Source organism: Acidocella sp., from assembly GCF_035535915.1.
Taxonomy (GTDB): domain Bacteria; phylum Pseudomonadota; class Alphaproteobacteria; order Acetobacterales; family Acetobacteraceae; genus Acidocella.
Window position 1 is genome coordinate 25,258 of the sequence record NZ_DATLPB010000004.1, and the last position, 16,957, is coordinate 42,214.

Annotated in this window: 11 protein-coding genes; 6 read left to right on the plus strand and 5 right to left on the minus strand. The window is 63.8% G+C overall.

Going from position 1 to position 16,957, the window contains the following annotated elements; translation table 11 throughout:
* Positions 1 to 15: 15 nt before the first annotated feature.
* From VNC39_RS00480 to pepN, 3 genes are read right to left on the minus strand one after another with little or no spacing between them, the layout of a single operon-like run.
* A complete protein-coding gene (locus VNC39_RS00480; protein ID WP_325395087.1) occupies positions 16 to 684 on the minus strand; it encodes a glutathione S-transferase N-terminal domain-containing protein in 669 nt (222 codons plus the stop codon).
* The gene (locus VNC39_RS00485) at positions 681 to 1,367 is read right to left on the minus strand and encodes a glutathione S-transferase N-terminal domain-containing protein (protein ID WP_325395089.1); all 687 of its coding nucleotides are present in this window, start codon (positions 1,365 to 1,367) and stop codon (positions 681 to 683) included. Before VNC39_RS00485 ends, VNC39_RS00480 begins: the two co-directional genes overlap by 4 nt.
* 13 nt (positions 1,368 to 1,380) lie before the next feature.
* Complete coding sequence (gene pepN, locus VNC39_RS00490) at positions 1,381 to 3,972, minus strand: aminopeptidase N (RefSeq protein ID WP_325395091.1); 2,592 nt, start codon at positions 3,970 to 3,972, stop codon at positions 1,381 to 1,383.
* A gap of 56 nt (positions 3,973 to 4,028) precedes the next feature.
* Here pepN and VNC39_RS00495 point away from each other — a divergent pair, with 56 nt between their 5' ends.
* From VNC39_RS00495 to der, 5 genes are all read left to right on the plus strand, one after another.
* Complete coding sequence (locus tag VNC39_RS00495) at positions 4,029 to 5,180, plus strand: GNAT family N-acetyltransferase (RefSeq protein WP_325395093.1); 1,152 nt, start codon at positions 4,029 to 4,031, stop codon at positions 5,178 to 5,180.
* Between the two features lie 172 nt (positions 5,181 to 5,352).
* Entirely contained in the window at positions 5,353 to 6,702 is a 1,350-nt protein-coding gene (gene gltX, locus VNC39_RS00500) for a glutamate--tRNA ligase (protein ID WP_325395095.1), read from the plus strand.
* Positions 6,703 to 6,752: 50 nt separating this feature from the next.
* Complete coding sequence (locus tag VNC39_RS00505) at positions 6,753 to 7,418, plus strand: tetratricopeptide repeat protein (RefSeq protein ID WP_325395097.1); 666 nt, start codon at positions 6,753 to 6,755, stop codon at positions 7,416 to 7,418.
* A gap of 8 nt (positions 7,419 to 7,426) precedes the next feature.
* Complete coding sequence (locus VNC39_RS00510) at positions 7,427 to 8,737, plus strand: PQQ-binding-like beta-propeller repeat protein (protein ID WP_325395099.1); 1,311 nt, start codon at positions 7,427 to 7,429, stop codon at positions 8,735 to 8,737.
* Between the two features lie 5 nt (positions 8,738 to 8,742).
* A complete protein-coding gene (der, locus tag VNC39_RS00515; protein WP_325395101.1) occupies positions 8,743 to 10,086 on the plus strand; it encodes a ribosome biogenesis GTPase Der in 1,344 nt (447 codons plus the stop codon).
* Positions 10,087 to 10,231: 145 nt separating this feature from the next.
* Here der and VNC39_RS00520 read toward each other — a convergent pair whose 3' ends face one another.
* On the minus strand, positions 10,232 to 12,034 hold the full coding sequence (locus tag VNC39_RS00520; RefSeq protein ID WP_325395103.1) for an ABC transporter ATP-binding protein: 1,803 nt from the start codon (positions 12,032 to 12,034) through the stop codon (positions 10,232 to 10,234).
* Positions 12,035 to 12,488: 454 nt separating this feature from the next.
* Here VNC39_RS00520 and VNC39_RS00525 point away from each other — a divergent pair, with 454 nt between their 5' ends.
* Complete coding sequence (locus tag VNC39_RS00525) at positions 12,489 to 14,414, plus strand: phospholipase C (RefSeq protein ID WP_325395106.1); 1,926 nt, start codon at positions 12,489 to 12,491, stop codon at positions 14,412 to 14,414.
* 158 nt (positions 14,415 to 14,572) lie between these two features.
* Here the strand turns inward: VNC39_RS00525 and VNC39_RS00530 are convergent, their stop codons facing one another.
* Complete coding sequence (locus tag VNC39_RS00530) at positions 14,573 to 16,366, minus strand: ABC-F family ATP-binding cassette domain-containing protein (protein WP_325395128.1); 1,794 nt, start codon at positions 16,364 to 16,366, stop codon at positions 14,573 to 14,575.
* Positions 16,367 to 16,957: the final 591 nt, after the last annotated feature.

A 16,957-nucleotide genomic window follows, 5' to 3' on the forward strand; every position in this document is an offset into this window, starting at 1 on the left:
CGGCTACTTTCTTACTTACAGCCCGTAAGTCCCCAGCACGGCCGCCATCCAGGCGGTGATCTCCGGCTCATCGTCGAGCAGCGGCGCCTGGGATGTAAGCCGCCCCCATTGCAACGCGCCGAAGACGATATGGTCGGCATAATTGGGCGCCGTGCCGGCAAGGAAGCTCTGCCCCTTCAGCGTCTTGCGCAGCGGCGCCAGGGCCTTCTTGAAGGCGGCGAGATAGGTCTCGCGCTGCGGTGCAAAATCCTCGAGCTTACGCCCCAGGAAACGCTCCCGCGTCTCGCGGAAATAATCCTGGTCCTTGGGGTGAATTAACGCCCAGATATCGCCCACCACCAGCGGCGCGATGGCGGGGTGCAGCACGTCCTCGGTCCAGGCTTTCACAAAATTGATCAAAGCCCGCATGGCGGCGTCGCCGAACAGCGAGGCCTCGTTAGGATAGGCGGTTTCCAGGTATTCGGCGATCTCCTGGCTGTCGGAGATCACGGTCTCGCCGTCCACCAGAACCGGCACCTTGCCCTGGTTGGAGAAGGCGATGACATCCTTGTCCGTGAAATGCCAGGGCACGGCCTCGTAACTGAGATTTTTATGCGCCAGCGCCAGTTTCGTGCGCCAGCAATAGGGGCTGAACCGGACGGTCTGGTTTTTGCACGTAAGGTCGTAGAGAAGACGTTGTTTCATTTTGCCACCTGCCCGAACAAGATCGCCTGCGAGTCCTTGGTCACCGTCGGGGTTTCGTTGACCTTTTTGGCGAGTTCATAAGCGCGTTGCACGGCCGGCCGTGCGGCGACGGCCTCGAACCAACGCTTCAGATGCGGGAACTGGTTGATGTCCTGCTGCTGTCGCTCATGGGGCACGATCCAGGGATAGCAGGCCATGTCGGCGATGGAATAGGCGCCGGCGATGAACTCCCGGTCGGCGAGGCGCTTGTTCAGCACGCCATAGAGACGGCCCGTCTCTTTTATATAGCGTTCCATGGCATAGGGGATGCGCTCCGGCGCGTATTGCACGAAATGGTGGTTCTGCCCGGCCATGGGGCCAAGCCCGCCCATCTGCCAATACAGCCATTGCAGCGTGTCGTAACGGCCGCGCAGGTCGGGGCTAAGGAATTTCTGCTCCTTCTCGGCGAGATATTGCAAAATCGCACCGGACTCGAACACGCTGATCGGCGCGCCGCCATCGGCGGGGGCGGTATCGACGATCGCCGGGATTCGGTTATTCGGCGCGATCGCCAGAAATTCCGGCGCGAATTGCTCACCCTTGGAAATATTGATCGGGACGATCTTGTACGGCAGCCCGGCCTCTTCCAGGAAAATCGTGACCTTATGGCCGTTCGGCGTGGTCCAGTATGAAAGCTCAATCATCTTCATTACTCTTTCATGCGAGAGATTTCGAGGCCATCTCGTAAGTGTTGTGACTTAATGTCTCGCGGGCAAGGATACGCTCAAGCTCGGCCTTCATCAGCTCCCGGCGCGCCCCATCGTAACGGCGCCAGCTGCCCATGGCAGTGACGAGACGCGCCGCAATCTGTGGGTTGATCGTATCCAACGCAATGATCGTATCGGTCAATACGCGGTAGCCTGCTCCGGAGGCGGCGTGGAACTTCGCCTGGTTGCCGGTGAAAGCGCCGACCAGCGCCCGCACGCGGTTCGGATTGCGCAGGTCGAAATCAGCATGCCGGGTCAGCGCCTGCACACGCGCGAGCGTGTCCGGCGCGCCGGCACGGGCCTGGACGGCGAACCATTTATCCAACACCAGCGCGTTGCCTTTCCACGTCGCGTAGAAGGCGGCGAAGGCCTCATCGCGCGGTTCATCGGCCACCTCGGCCAAATTGGCGAGGGCCGCAAGGCGGTCGGTCATGTTGGCGCTGGACTTGAACTGCGCGCTGGCCCGCAAATTGTCGCCGGCGGCGCTGAGATAACCAAGGGCGGTGTTTTTCATCGCCCGCCGCGCCATCGCCGGCCCGGACACATCCCCCGCCTCGTTCTCGCTGAACGCCGCATAGGCAGCGGCGAACTCCGTTTGCAGCGCCAGGCCAAGCCCCTTGCGGGCCGCCTCGCGCACATCGTGGATGGCGTCGGGATCGACCACATCCATCGCGTCGGCGAGCAGGCTCTCGCCCGGCAGCAGCAGCGCCTCGGCGGCGAAAGCCGGGTCACGCGCGGCATCGCGCAAGGTCGCGGCAATGGCTTCAAGCAACCCCTGATCCAGCGCGAATTCCTGCCCCATCTGCTGCCGCTTCACCGCCTCGAGCAGAACGATCGTCGCATATTGCTGCAGTGCGTCCCACCGGTTGAACGGGTCCGTGTCCTTCGCCGCCAGGAAGGCCAGCCGTTCGCGCCCCTGCCCCTTCAGTTTCACCGGCGCAGAGAAATTGCGGAACAGCGAGGGCACCGGCCGCGCGGCGATGTTTTCGAAAACGAAGCTTTGTTCGGGCGCGGTGAGCCGCAACGTTTCAGCGTGCTGTTCGGCACCTTTCTCATCCAGCAGCGCCATCGCCACCGGGATCAGGAACGGCGCTTTCTCGTCCTGCCCCGGCGTCGGCTTGGTCTGCTGCCGCAGCGTGAGGGTAAACCGTCTGGCCGCCGCGTCATAGGCTTCATCGAAGGTGATTTCCGGCGTGCCCGCCTGGTCATACCACCGCATGATCTGCTGCAACGGAACCGGGCTCGCCGCCTGCATGGCGTCGAAAAAATCCTCGACGGTCGCGGCTGAATTGTCGTGCCGGGCGATGTAGATGTCGATCCCCTTGCGGAACGCCTCACGGCCGATCAGCGTGCGGTACATGCGCACCACTTCGGCGCCTTTCTCGTAGATCGTCGTCGTGTAGAAATTGTTGATTTCAAGGTAGCTGGCTGGGCGCACCGGATGCGCGAGCGGCCCGGCATCGTCGCGGAACTGCGTGGCGCGCAGCAAGCGGACATCGGAGATGCGCTTCACCGCGGCGGAAAACTGGTCGGCCATGTATTCCTGGTCGCGGAACACGGTGAGGCCTTCCTTCAGCGAGAGCTGGAACCAGTCACGGCAGGTCACGCGGTCGCCGGTCCAGTTATGGAAATATTCATGGGCGATGACCCGCTCGACATTCTGAAAATCAGCGTCGGTCGCGGTGTCGGCGCTGGCCAGAACATAGGCGGTGTTGAAGATATTGAGCCCCTTATTCTCCATCGCCCCGGCATTGAAGTCGCTGACCGTGGCGATGTTGAAGATGTCGAGGTCATATTCCAGGCCGAATGTCTGTTCGTCCCATTTCATCGCGTTCTTCAGCGCATGCATCGCATGGAAGCAGCGCCCCTCATCGCCCGCCGCGACCCAGATGCCGAGGTCGACATGCCGGCCCGACGCGGTGGTGAAGGAATCCTTCACCGCGACCAGATCGGCCGCGACCAGCGCGAAGAGATAAGAAGGTTTCGGGTGCGGGTCTTCCCACGAGGCCCAGATTTTACCGCCGTCCTCGCCCGCGCCGGTTTTGTTGCCGTTGGACAGCAGCACCGGATATTTCGCCTTGTCCGCGCGCATCGTCACCTTGTAACGCGCCATCACATCCGGCCGGTCGGGAAAATACGTGATCTTGCGAAAGCCTTCCGGCTCGCACTGGGTAAAGAAGCCGGCGCCGGACATATACAGGCCGGAGAGCTCGGTGTTCGTTTCCGGGCTGATTTTCACCTCGGTCTGCAGCACGAAACTGTCCGGCACGTCATGCACGGTCAGCGATTTTTCCGTGACCTCATAGCGGTTGTCGCCGAGCGCCTCGTCATTCAGCCTAACGGCGCGCAGTTCGAGCCGCTTGCCGTCGAGGATCAGCGGCCCCGGCGCCTGGCGGCGCAATTTCAGCGTCGCGCGCACGATGGTCGCGGCCGGATCGAGGTCGAAATCCAGCGCCACTTCGTCGACCGCAAAGGCCGGCTTGGTATAATCCGCAAGGCGGATCGGCTTGCGGGACAGAGCAGAAATTTGTTCTTCAGCCATCTTCGTCCTCATTGATCAATCTTGGCGAAACGCCGGTTCGCCGCATATGGTGTGCCATGGCGGATGGAACACCTCATCTCTCTCTTGAAGTCTATCCCAAGATTGCCGAAATCGGGCAAGCCGCATGGGATGGCTGCGCGGGCTGCGACAACCCCTTCATCTCCTATGGTTTTTTATCGGCGCTGGAAGATAGCGGCTCGGTCGGCCGGCGCACTGGCTGGCACCCGCGTTACACGGTTTTGCGCGATGCCGGCGGCGCCATCGTGGCCATTGCCCCTTCTTATGCAAAGACGAATTCCTATGGCGAATATGTCTTCGATCATGGCTGGGCCCAGGCCTATGAGCGGGCCGGCGGCGCCTATTACCCCAAGCTCCAGGTCGCCGTGCCGTTCTCGCCGGTGCCGGGGCCGCGCCTTCTGTGCCGCCCGGGCTTGCCACCCGGGGCAATGGCGGCGGCGCTCGAACAACTGGCCGAAACACTCGACTGCTCCTCGGTCCACGTAACATTCTGTGCCAAGGCAGAATGGGACGCGCTCGGCGAGGCCGGATGGCTGCAACGGCTCGGCACACAATTCCATTGGGAAAACGACGATTATCAAAGCTTCGACGATTTCCTCGGCGCGCTGTCCTCACGCAAGCGTAAAGCAATCAAACGCGAGCGCCGCGACGCGCAGGAAGGGCTGACTTTCACAGCCCTCTCCGGCGCGGACCTGACACGCGAGGTCTGGGATTTCTTCTACAGTTTTTATACGTCGACCGTGGACCGCAAATGGGGCGGCGCCTACCTCACCCCGGAATTCTTCCCCCTCCTCGGCGAGCGGCTGGGCGACAAGATCGTGCTGATGATCGCGGAACGGAATGGCAGACCGATCGCCGGAGCGCTGAACCTGCGCAGCCGCGATGTGCTGTATGGCCGCAACTGGGGCAGCACCGAGGACGTGCCCTTCCTGCATTTCGAACTCTGCTATTACCAGGCCATTGATTACGCCATCGCCCACGGTTTGAAGCGGGTCGAGGCCGGGGCGCAGGGCGAACACAAGATCCAGCGCGGCTACCTGCCACAACCCACCTATTCCGCGCACTGGATCAAACATTCCGGGCTGCGCCGGGCCGTGGCGGAGTTTTTGAACGCCGAACGCCAGGATATGGCCGAGGCCATGGCCGCGTTGGCCGAAGAAAGCCCGTATAAAAAGAACGGGGAAACTTAAGCTAAGGAAGAAAGTAGCCGCTTTTTAAAAAAAGCGGCGCAAAAACTTTTGTTTATGCTGGGTCATGGGCTGTGTCGGCGACAACGCCCATGACCCAGCATAATAAAGTTTTTTTGCTACTTTTTGTTCACAAAAAGTAGCGCTTTCCCTTTCTTTGGTCTAACCCGCGCGGATGATTAAAGTCCGTTTCGCCCCCAGCCCCACCGGCTATCTCCATGTCGGCAACGCCCGCGCCGCGCTGGTGAATTTCCTGTTCGCCCGCCACCAGGGCGGACGCCTGCTTCTGCGCCTGGACGACACGGACACCGAGCGCGGCCGCCCGGAATACGAGCAGGGGATTTATGACGACCTGCATTGGCTGGGCATCGCGTGGGACGAAACGGCCAGGCAATCCGACCGTCTCGCGCGCTACGACGCCATCGCCGAGCAGTTGAAGGCGACGGCGCGGCTCTATCCCTGTTTCGAGAATGAGGACGAGCTGGCGGCCAAGCGCGCCGCGCTGATCCGGCGCAAATTGCCGCCGGTTTACGACCGGGCGGCGCTGAACATGACGGCGGCGCAGCGCGAAGCGGCGGAGGCCAACGGCAAACGCCCTTACTGGCGTTTCAAGCTCTCGGAGGGCGTCGGGGCCTGGCAGGATCTGGTGCTCGGCGGCCGCAGCATCAAATTCGGCGCGGTCTCCGACCCGGTGCTGATCCGCGCCGACGGCACCCCGCTCTACACCTTCACCTCGGTGGTCGACGATCTCGATATGGGCATCACCCATATCATCCGCGGCGAGGACCATGTGTCCAACACCGCGGTGCAGATCGATTTGTTCGAGGCGATCGCGCCGTTCACGGAACGGGCCGCCACGCCGGTTCCACGCTTTGCCCACCTGCCTTTGATCAGCGGCGGCGAAGGCGAGAAATTATCCAAGCGGATCGGCAGCATCTCGCTCAAATCGCTGCGCAAGGACGGGATCGAGCCCGGCGCCATCACCGCCTATCTGGCGCGGCTGGGCACCAACAAGGACCCCGCCCCCCTGCCGCTGGCTTCGTTGATCGAGGCCTTCAACATCGCCGATTTCGGCCGCTCGCCGCCGCGTTTCGACGCCCAGCAGCTGCTCGCCCTCAACCGCAAATTCCTGCATCACCTGGAATTTTCCGCCGTGCAGGAGCGCCTGCCGGCCGGCGCGACGGAAGCCTTCTGGCAGGCGGTGCGCGGCAATCTCGACCTGCTGAACGAGGCGCGGCGCTGGTGGCAGGTGGTCTCCGGCGACATCCCGCTCCCCGATCTGGCAGGTGAGGCCGCGATCCTGCGCGCCGCCCTCGACACGATGCCGCCCGCGCCCTGGGGCGCCGAAACATGGAAAGCCTGGACCAGCGCCATTGCCGCCGCCACCGGCGCCAAGGGCAAGGCGCTCTACCACCCGCTGCGCCTGGCGCTGACCGGCGAAGAACAGGGTCCGGAAATGGCGGCGCTGCTGCCGCTGATCGGGCCTGACCGGGTCATGGCGCGGCTGCGGCCCTTCGTTGTATAGCGGGCCGGGCCCGGCTAAGACCGTACGGGCTAAACTTAGGGTCAGGGCACGTGGTAGATATTTTTGACGAGGTTTCCGACGACCTGCGCACCGAACGGGCGATCGCGCTCGCGCGCCGTTACGGCGGGCTGCTGATCGTCCTGCTCGTGCTGGTGCTGCTCGGCGTCGGCGCACAGCAGGCCTGGCGCTGGCATCAGACCCAGCAGAACGACAAGGCCGCGACCGCCTTCCTGGCGTTGACCGGGCCGATCGACCAGGCCGGGCCGAATCTCAGCGCCACGCAGCGCCTGCAGGATGCGCAATCCCTCCTCGCCTTCGCGGCGACCGCCCCCAACGGCTACAAGGTTCTCGCGGAATTCCGCGCCGCCGCCCTTTACAACGATGCCGGCCAACCGGCTCAGGCCGAGGCGCTGTGGACCGGCATCGGCCGCGACGGCAGTGCGGACCCGCTGCTGCGCGACCTCGCCAACCTGCTCTGGGCCCAGCACGCGCTCGGCACGGCGCCGGACGCCGACGTGCTGGCGCGGCTCAAGCCGCTGACGGCGCTCAGCAACTCCTATCATGGCATAGCGCAGGAGACCCAGGCGCTGGTCTATTTGCATGAAGGCCACACCGATCTGGCACAAGCCTTATTGTCGCAGATCGCCACGGACCCGGCGACCCCGGAAGGCGTGCGCAACCGCGCCAACGGGCTGCTCGCACAGCTGAACGGATGACAGATTACATGATGCGACGCCGCACGGCTCTGACGACTCTTTCGCTCGGGCTTCTCGCTTCCTGCAGCGACTCCAAACCGAAAATCATCGGACTGCAAGTCCCCGTCCTGCCCGACACCGGCAGCCTGGCGGCGGCGGCGGATGCCCCCGGCGTCACCCTGCCGCCGGCCCAGGCGCTGGCGAGCTGGCCGCAGCCGCTGGCCAATGCCGCGCATGCGCCGGGCAACGTGGCCGCCCCGACCGGGCTTTCCGTGCACTGGACCGCCTCGGTCGGCATGGGCGGCGGCTTCCGCCAGCCGCTGCTGGCCAGCCCGGTCATGGCCCAGGGCATGGTCTTTACGATGGACGCCAATGCCACGGTCTCCGCCTTCTCCGCCGCCGATGGCAGCCGCCTCTGGCATGCCGCCACGCGGCCGCCCCATACCTCCGAGCAGAATATCGGCGGCGGCCTTGCTTATGATGGCGGCCGGCTGTTCGTCAGCACCGGCTATGGCCAGCTGATCGCCATGGATGCCGGCAGCGGCAAGGTGCTGTGGCGCCAGACGATGGATTACCCGGCGCGCACCGCGCCGATGATCGCGGGTTCGCTGGTCGCGCTGATCACCCAGAACGATCTGCTGTTGACCTTCGATGCCCATAGCGGCACGCCGGGCTGGCGCTTTACCGGCGAAATCGGCACGCCAGGCCGCACCGCGGTCGCGGTGACCGGCGCTCCGGCCTTCTCTGACGGCATCGTCATCGCCGGTTTCGCCTCCGGCTCGCTGGCCGCACTCGACGCCAATTCCGGCACCCCCGTTTGGGAGCAGAGTTACGCCTCAGCCTTCGGCCAGGCCAGTTCGCTCGATTTTTCCGACATCGTCGGTGCCCCGGTGATCGCCAATGGCGTGGTTTACGCCATCAGCCTGGGCAATACGGTGATGGCGGTGGATCTGCATTCCGGCGCCAAGGTCTGGTCGCATAACGCCTCGGGCACGCAAGCCTTCTGCCTCGCCGGCGACTTCGCCTTCGTGCTCGACCATACGCAAACCTTGTTCGCGATCCATGCCGATGACGGGCTGGTGAGCTGGGCCCTGCAGATGCGCCCGTTCCACAACATGAAAAAGAAAACCGGGCCGGTGCAATGGGCCGGGCCGGTCATGGTCGACGGGATGCTGGTGCTGACCAGCAACGACGGCGAGATCGCCTTTGTCGACGCCATCCAGGGCGCCCTCAAGACCACCGCGAAACTGGCCGGAAAAGTCGCCGACCTGCCGCCGATCGCGGCCGGCGGGCTGTTGCTGCAATTGACCCGTGACGGCAAACTCACGGCCTATAGCTGAGTCTCATGATCCCTCACGTCGTCATCGCCGGCCGCCCGAATGTAGGCAAGTCCACGCTGTTCAACCGGCTCGTGGGGAGCCGGCTCGCGCTGGTGGCCGACACGCCCGGCGTGACGCGCGACCGCAAGGAGGCGCAAGCCGTGCTGGCCGGCACCAAGGTGCTGCTGGTGGATACGGCGGGGCTTGAAGAAGCGGCCCCCGACACCCTGCCCGGGCGCATGCGCGCCTCGACCGGCGCCGCGGTGGAGCACGCCGACCTGGTGCTGTTCGTGTTCGACGCGCGCAGCGGGCTGCTGCCTGAGGACCGGCATTTCGCGTCATGGCTGCGCCGCTCCGGCAAGCCGGTGCTGGTGGTGGCGAACAAGGCCGAGGGGCGCGGCGGCGCGGCGGCGGCCATGGAGGCCTATGAGCTGGGGTTGGGCGATCCGGTGGCCATTTCCGCCGAGCACAATGAAGGCGTGTACGATCTGATGCGGGAGATCGCCGAGCGCCTGCCGGCGCCGGACAGCGAAGAGGGTGAAGCCGGGCAAAACCTGCCGCTGCATTTCGCCATCGTCGGGCGGCCGAATGCCGGCAAATCGACGCTGATGAACTATTTGCTCGGCGAGCAGCGGATGATCACCGGGCCGGAACCCGGGCTGACGCGCGATGCGGTGTCGGTGGAGCTCAGCGGGCCGGACGGCCAGCTTTACCGGCTCGTGGACACGGCCGGCCTGCGCAAGCGCGCCAAGGTCGATGAGGGCCTGGAGCGGATGTCCACCTCCTCGTCTATCGAGGCGCTGAAGCGTGCGGAGATGGTGGTGCTGGCGATCGACGCGACGGTCGGCGTCGAGGAGCAGGATTTGCACATCGCCCGGCTGATCGAGCGCGAGGGCCGCGCTTGCGTGATCGCCCTGACCAAATGGGATGCGGTGGACGATCGCGGCGGCGCGCGCCAGGCGGCCTTGGAGCGGATTTCCATCTCGCTCAGCCAGATGAAGGGCATCACAATCGTGCCGCTGTCCGGCGAGACCGGCGAAGGGATCGACAAATTATTCCCCGCGCTCCGCGCAACCTATGAGAAATGGAATCTGCGCATCCCCACCAGCGCGCTGAACCGCTGGTTCGACGCGGCGCTGGAGCGGTTTCCGCCGCCGCTGGTGAGCGGCCGCCGGCTGAAGCTGCGCTACATCACCCAGGTGAAAGCCCGCCCGCCGAGCTTTGCCCTGTTCGGCACCCGCGCCGAGCAGGTGCCGGAGAGCTATCAGCGCTACCTCGTGAATTCCCTGCGCGAGGCGTTCGAAATGCCCGGCGTGCCGATCCGCCTCATGCTGCGCGGCACGGATAATCCGTATGTGGATAAGGATTAGAAAGGAAGAGGCCGCTTTTTGAAAAAAGCGGCGCAAAAACTTTTTTGATGCTGGGCCTGAGGCTGTGTCGCTGACAACGCCTATGGCCCAGCATAACAAAGTTTTTTTGCTACTTTTTGTTCACAAAAAGTAGCGCTTCCTTCCTTCACCCTTCACTTTTCTCCGGCAACAACCCCATCGCCTGCCGCTCGAACAGCCGGCGATAGACGCCGCCGTCCAGAACTAACAGAGCGTTATGAGGCCCGTCCTCGATCACCCGCCCACGCTCGAACACCAATATCCGGTCCAGCGCCCGCACCGTGGAGAGGCGGTGGGCGACGACGATCACGGTGCGGCCCGTCATCAACCGTTCCATCGCCTCCTGGATCAGCGCCTCGGATTCCGAATCGAGGCTGGCGGTGGCCTCGTCCAGGATCAGGATCGGCGCATCGGCCAGAAAGGCCCGGGCGATCGCGACGCGCTGACGCTCGCCGCCGGAAAGTTTAACGCCGCGCTCGCCGACCAGCGTGCCATAGGCTTTCGGCAGCCGGGAGATAAATTCATGCGCATTGGCGAGCCAACCCGCCTGCTCGATCTCCGCCATCGTGGCATTCGGCCGTCCGTAGGCGATGTTCTCCGCCAGGGAGCGGTGAAACAAAATCGGCTCCTGCGCGACGATGGCGATCTGCGCGCGCAGGGAATTCTGCTTCACCGCCGCGATATCCTGTCCGTCGATCAGAATCCGCCCGCCGGTCACATCGTGCAGGCGCTGGACCAGCTTGACGAAACTCGTCTTGCCGGAGCCGGAATGCCCGACCAGGCCGACGCGCTCGCCGGCCCGAATCGTCAGCGAGAAATCCTCGAAGAGCGGCGTCACGGAAGGCCCATAGCGAAACTGCACATGGTCGAAGCGGATCTCGCCGGCACCGATCCTGATCGGCGCCGCGTCCGGCCGGTCTTCCACGCCCAGATCCTGGCTGTGCAGCGCGACCAATTCTTCCATCTCGTTCACCCCGCGCTGCAGATTGGCGATGTGGAAACCGACGTCGCGCAGATAGCCGAGCACGATGAAATAAGCGGTGAGCACGGACGCGACGTCGCCCGGCGAGGCACGGCCGAACCACCAGAGCGCGACGGCAAGGCCGGTAACGGCAGTGCGTAGCGCGAGCAAAGCGACGCCCTGGATGGTTCCCGACGCCGTGCCCCGCACCCAGGTGCGGCGGGTGCGATGGCTCCATTTTTCAAGGACGCTCCGCAGGATGTCGTCTTCACGATGTTCTGCGCCGAAGGCCTTCACCACCGCATTGCAGGAGATCGCATCGGCCAGCGCGCCGCCGACCCGCGTGTCCCAGCGATTGGAAAGTTGCGCGGCGGGGGCAACCCAGCGCACCGAGAGCGTCGCCGCCAACGTGATATAAAGCGCCGAGCCGACCGCCAGCACCGCCCCCATAACCGGCCAATGCAGACCAAGCACGATGGAGGAGCCGACAAGCACGGAGAGCGCCGGCAGCAGCGTCAGCAGCAGCGTGTCGTTCAACATGTCGAGCGCCCACATGCCGCGCGTGATCTTGCGCTGCACGGAGCCCGAGAAGCTGTTGGCGTGCCAATCGGAGGAGAGACGCTGCACCCGGTAGAAGGCGGCGCGCGCCACATCGGCCATGACGCGCAAAGTGAGACGCACGATGCCGCGAAACACCGCGTAACGCAGTGCCGTCTGCGCCACGCCGAGTGCCGCCATCACGGCCAGCGCCGCCAGCGCGCCATGCAAGGCAGCCGCCCGGTGCGCGCCGGCATCCGCCACGGCGGTGACGAGATGGCCGGCAAACACCGGCAGAAACACGTCGGTCATCGTCGCGGCGATCATCGCCCCGGCGGTGCCGGCGACCAGCAGCTTGTGCTCCGCCCAGCGCCGGAACAGGAACGCCAGCACCGCCCCCATCGGGCGGGCGCTGCTCTTATTGAGAGCCATAGGAAAAATCCGCCCCCTAGCAGGGCCGGCCTTTCGCGAAGAATTTTGGAAGAATTGAGAAGGAGAAACGGCGGTCGGAAGCGCTAGCGTACGATCCCAACAACACCGAGGCCGCCACGCGTTCCGGCAGGGCGAAGCACGAGCATGACAATGTCCATTCACCCCTCCTTCAACAGCCGGAACGAAATACGGGAAGTTCAGTTAACAAAAAGGAGCATTTGAGTCCAGAATTTTCTGGAAAACGGATAACATAAAAGAGTCATCCTCGCCCCCTCGCGAAAACGTTATGGGCAGGCTACCAAACGCCCATGCTGAAATGCATCACCAACCCATTTTCGGGCGTCGGCGTGCCCGCCGCGGCAAAGAAGCTGGTCGGCATGGGCGCGGCCTACCCGCAGGTTAGTGATGCATGGCCTGGGCCGCACTGGCCGCTCGAACCGTCAGGACATAAACCATGAGAATGAAAGAACTATGCAAGCGCGGCACCGCTCTGGCGGCGGCCGCCGCCATGTTCCAGGCGCCGCTTGCCTTCGCCGACCCGGTGGTCACGCCGCAACCGGATGGCCCGGCCGCGGCGCGCGCCATGATGGTCGCGCATGAGCCGGCGATCAGCACCGCGCAGGAAATCGCCCTGCTGCGCAAGCACGTGAAATACGTGTTCGTCATCTTCCAGGAAAATCGTTCCTTCGATTCCTATTTCGGCACGTTCCCGGGCGCTAATGGCCTGTTCAGCCAGCCGGCCGCGCAGACACCGGGCTTCTCCCAGCCGATCGAGAACATTGACGGCACGATGTCGATGATCTCGCCCTTCCGCATCGGCCCGGCGCAGTACGCCGCCGATACCGATGACGTCGACCATTCGCATGCCGGCATGGGCAAGAAAATGGACGTGGTCGACGGCCAGGCGAAAATGGACCGCTTCGCGCTGGGCGAGGAACAGAGATATATGAAGGGGCAAAGCAAACCTTCACTGATGGCCAAGCAGTATGGCGAACTCGAAATGGCCTATGAGGACTGCGACACCGTCCCCTATCTCTGGAATTTCGCCAGCCGCTTCGTGCTGTTCGACAATTTCTACCAGCACACGATCGGCCCATCGACGCCGGCCGCCATCGATGTGATCGCTGGCCAGACCGGCGAGACGCAATGGGTGGAGCACCCGGATGAGGCGGTCGGCGCCAAGGACCTGCCGAAAGGCGTCGGCGAACCGGTGGTCAGCGACGACGACCCGCTCTGGGGCTCGGGCACCGGCGATGATCATAGCGGCCTGCCCCAGAACCCCAAGGACCACCCGCCTTACGCGCTGAACCAGACCTACGCGTCGCTGCCGCTGACCTTTACCGGCACCAAGGCGAAGAGCGTGACGGCGGCGGATCGCGCCCCCTCCACGGACCTCGCCGATGTGCAGCAGGACATCCCCGCGATCGCCGCTTCAAAGGCGAAACAAGTGGCCTGGGGCTGGTATGAGGAAGGCTATGATCGCGAACCCAACGACAAGGGCGACCAGTTGCATACCGGCTATATCGGCCACCATAACGGGCCGCAATATTTCGGCTACGTGTCGAACAATCCGCAGATGACGGCGCATCTGCACGGTCTCGGCGACTTCTTCTCCGACGTCGCCGCCGACAAGCTCGCCCCGGCCGGCGGCATCTATTATATCCGCGGCGGCTACAAGAATATCGCCAACCTCAAGCCGGCCTCGCCGGATGCTGCCGTGCAGAAGCATTTCCTGGGCGACGACGACCACCCCGGCTATTCCGACGCGGCGATCTCTGAAGCGCTGGTGGCGCGCGAGGTCAATGCCATCGCCCACAGCAAATACTGGAAGAACGCGGCGATCATCATCACCTACGATGAATCCGAAGGCGATTACGACCATGTGCCGCCGGTCTTCACAGCCTTCGATCCGCAGGGCCTGCCGCTTTCCCGCGGGCCGCGCATTCCGCTGATCGTCATCTCGCCCTATGCCCGCGCGCATGTGGTGAGCCATGAGAGCGGCGACCATGCCAGCGTGATCAAGTTCGTGGACCTGCTCTATGGGTTGCCGCCGCTCGCGGATCTGCCCGACGAACTGAAAGCGCGCATGGTCGGCGAAAAGATGTTTCATCAGGACAATCTCGGCCCGGCGGACGATCTGACGCCCGGCATCGGCAATCTGCTCTCGGCCTTCGATCCGGCCCGTCTGGAAGGCAAGGCCAAGCCGCTGCCGGCTTCTTACGCGATGACCCCGGATGTCGATGCGATCCCGCCTGACGACAACCAGGGCTGCCGCGTGATCGGCATCGTGCCGACCGACTATGCGCAGGGCATCGTCAACCACATCCCCGCGGACTTCAACCCGCGGCCGAAGACCGACCCGACTGCGGTCGCGCCGTAAAAGGAAGGAAGCGCTACTTTTTGTGAACAAAAAGTAGCAAAAAAACTTTATTTACTCTGGGCCGTGGGCTTTGTCAGCGACAACGCCCACGGCCCAGAGTCACAAAAATTTTTGCGCCGCTTTTTTTAAAAAGCGGCTACTTTCTTTGTTCTTTTACTTCAGCCTGCCTGCAGCATTTCCAACTCCAGCCAGCGTTCCTCCGCCGCGCCCAGCCGCGCCTGCGCCGCCGCCAAACTCTGTGACGCGCCGTTGAATTTTTTCAGATCCCGGCTGTAGAGGTCTGGCTCCGCCAGCACCGCCTCATGCCGTTTGATCTCGGCCTGCAGGCTCGCAATCTCGGCGTTCAGCGTTTTCAGCTCGTGCTGCTGCTTGAAGGAGAGTTTTCCGGGCGTGGCGGCTTGCGTGGCCGGCGCCGGTGCGGCGCGGGCCGCTTTGGCCTTCGCTTTCGCCACGCCGGCCACCTCGCCGCGCTGCGCCAACATATCGCTGTAACCGCCGGCATATTCCACCCAGCGCCCTGCCCCTTCCGCGGCCAGGGTCGAGGACGCCACGCGGTCGAGAAAATCGCGGTCATGGCTGACCAGCAGCACGGTGCCCGGATAATCGCCGAGCATTTCCTGCAGCAGGTCCAGCGTCTCCAGGTCCAGATCGTTGGTCGGCTCGTCGAGGATCAGCAGGTTGGAGGGTTTCGCCAGCGCCACCGCCAGCAGCAGCCGGCCGCGCTCGCCGCCGGACAAGGTGCCGACCGGAGTGCGCGCCTGTTCGGGCTTGAACAAGAAATCCTTCATATAGCCGATCACGTGGCGCGACTGGCCGCCGACATCCACCATGTCGCTCTTGCCGCCGGTCAGGGTGTCGGCCAGGCTCACACCGGGGTTGAGCGCCGCGCGCTGCTGGTCCAGCGTGATGACATTAAGGCTGGCGCCGAGCTTGACGCTGCCGGACTCCGGCGTCTCTTTCCCGGTGAACAGTTTCAGCAAGGTGGATTTGCCGGCCCCGTTCGGCCCGACAATGCCCAGCCGGTCGCCGCGCAGCACCCGCAAATCGAGCTGTTTCACGATCGGCCGGTCGCCGTATGATTTCGACATGGCTTCCGCCACCACCACGAGCTTGCCGGAGGTCGCGGCATCGGCGGCGACCATTTTCGACGCCTCGGCCTGATGGTTGTGCTCGCGCTTGGCCTGGCGCAGCGCCGCCAGCCCGGCCACGCGACGCACATTGCGCTTGCGCCGCGCGGTCACGCCATAGCGCAGCCAGTCTTCCTCACGGGCAATCTGCCGGCCGAGCTTGTGGAATTCTTTCTCTTCCTGTTCCAGCACCTCGTCCCGCCAGGCCTCGAAATGCGCGAAGCCGCGGTCCAACCGCCGGGTCTGGCCACGGTCCAGCCACACGATGCTGCGCGAGAGCTTCTCCAGAAGCCGGCGGTCATGGCTGATCAGCACGATGCCGGCCGACAGGGATTTCAGCTCCGATTCCAGCCATTCGATGGCCGGCAGGTCGAGATGGTTGGTCGGCTCGTCGAGCAGCAGCAGGTCCGGATCCGGCGCCAGGGTGCGCGCCAGGGCGGCCCGCCGCGCCTCGCCACCGGAGAGGTTTTCCGGCTTTTCGAGGCCGGTGAGGCCCAATTGCTCGAGCAGATACCGGGCGCGGTACTCCTCGTCATTCGGCCCCAGCCCGGCGACCACATAATCCATGGTATTGGCGAAGGCCGACAGATCCGGCTCCTGCGGCAAGTAGCGCATGGTCGTGCCCGGCTGCAGGAAACGCGTGCCATCATCGAAGGCGACCTCGCCGGAGGCGATCTTGAGCAGCGTCGATTTTCCCGAGCCGTTGCGGCCGACCAGGCAGATGCGCTCCCCCGCCCCGACGCCAAGCCCGGCGCCGTCAAGCAAGGGCACGGTCCCGAGGGTGACGCGGATATCGGTGAGCAACAGCAGCGGAGGTGAGGTCATGCCGGGGTTGTGGCCGAGCAGGCCGCCGGACTCAAGCCTGGCCCAACCGATTCTCATGCGCGCCGCGCCAAACGCCCGCTCTCTAAAATGTTATCCATGTTTCATTCCCGGCCACGCGCAACTGGTTAGAGAATCTGTCTAACCATCCCCCTCCACGCGCCGAAAAAAGTTCGCCCAAGCATAGGCTGGCGCGATTCATTATGCTAACCAGAGATAATTGCGTAATCAAAAATATATTAGGCACGAATCTTGTATGACATGCCTGCGAGGTGAGGAAAACGGTGGCCATGGAATTTCGGTGAGGCTCGCCATGAAGCCGCCGGAGTGCATGCCTGCAGAGCGGCCGACCGTTCCAGCCCTCAAATATTCTTGATACGAACAAAACGTCTGCCCGCTCTGAGCTTCTTGCTGGCCTGAGCATTAAAGCTATGTTATGATTTCTAAAGTGCCGGTTGCCTGAGGGCGACTCTCCCCTGGCGTACGAATGGCGCATCGAGGTCCGTTTTGATTGAGACAAAGCCTAGAACTAACGGCTGTGCGTTTTCATCGCCTCGCTTGCCGCGGATGACGCAATCTTTGGTTGCAGGGAGC

Bases quoted from the DNA above. Each gene is read 5' to 3' on its own strand.
- VNC39_RS00480 (WP_325395087.1), bottom strand. From the start codon at position 684: ATGAAACAACGTCTTCTCTACGACCTTACGTGCAAAAACCAGACCGTC.
- VNC39_RS00485 (WP_325395089.1), bottom strand. From the start codon at position 1,367: ATGATTGAGCTTTCATACTGGACCACGCCGAACGGCCATAAGGTCACG.
- pepN (WP_325395091.1), bottom strand. From the start codon at position 3,972: ATGGCTGAAGAACAAATTTCTGCTCTGTCCCGCAAGCCGATCCGCCTT.
- VNC39_RS00495 (WP_325395093.1), top strand. From the start codon at position 4,029: ATGGCGGATGGAACACCTCATCTCTCTCTTGAAGTCTATCCCAAGATT.
- gltX (WP_325395095.1), top strand. From the start codon at position 5,353: ATGATTAAAGTCCGTTTCGCCCCCAGCCCCACCGGCTATCTCCATGTC.
- VNC39_RS00510 (WP_325395099.1), top strand. From the start codon at position 7,427: ATGATGCGACGCCGCACGGCTCTGACGACTCTTTCGCTCGGGCTTCTC.
- der (WP_325395101.1), top strand. From the start codon at position 8,743: ATGATCCCTCACGTCGTCATCGCCGGCCGCCCGAATGTAGGCAAGTCC.
- VNC39_RS00520 (WP_325395103.1), bottom strand. From the start codon at position 12,034: ATGGCTCTCAATAAGAGCAGCGCCCGCCCGATGGGGGCGGTGCTGGCG.
- VNC39_RS00525 (WP_325395106.1), top strand. From the start codon at position 12,489: ATGAGAATGAAAGAACTATGCAAGCGCGGCACCGCTCTGGCGGCGGCC.
- VNC39_RS00530 (WP_325395128.1), bottom strand. From the start codon at position 16,366: ATGACCTCACCTCCGCTGCTGTTGCTCACCGATATCCGCGTCACCCTC.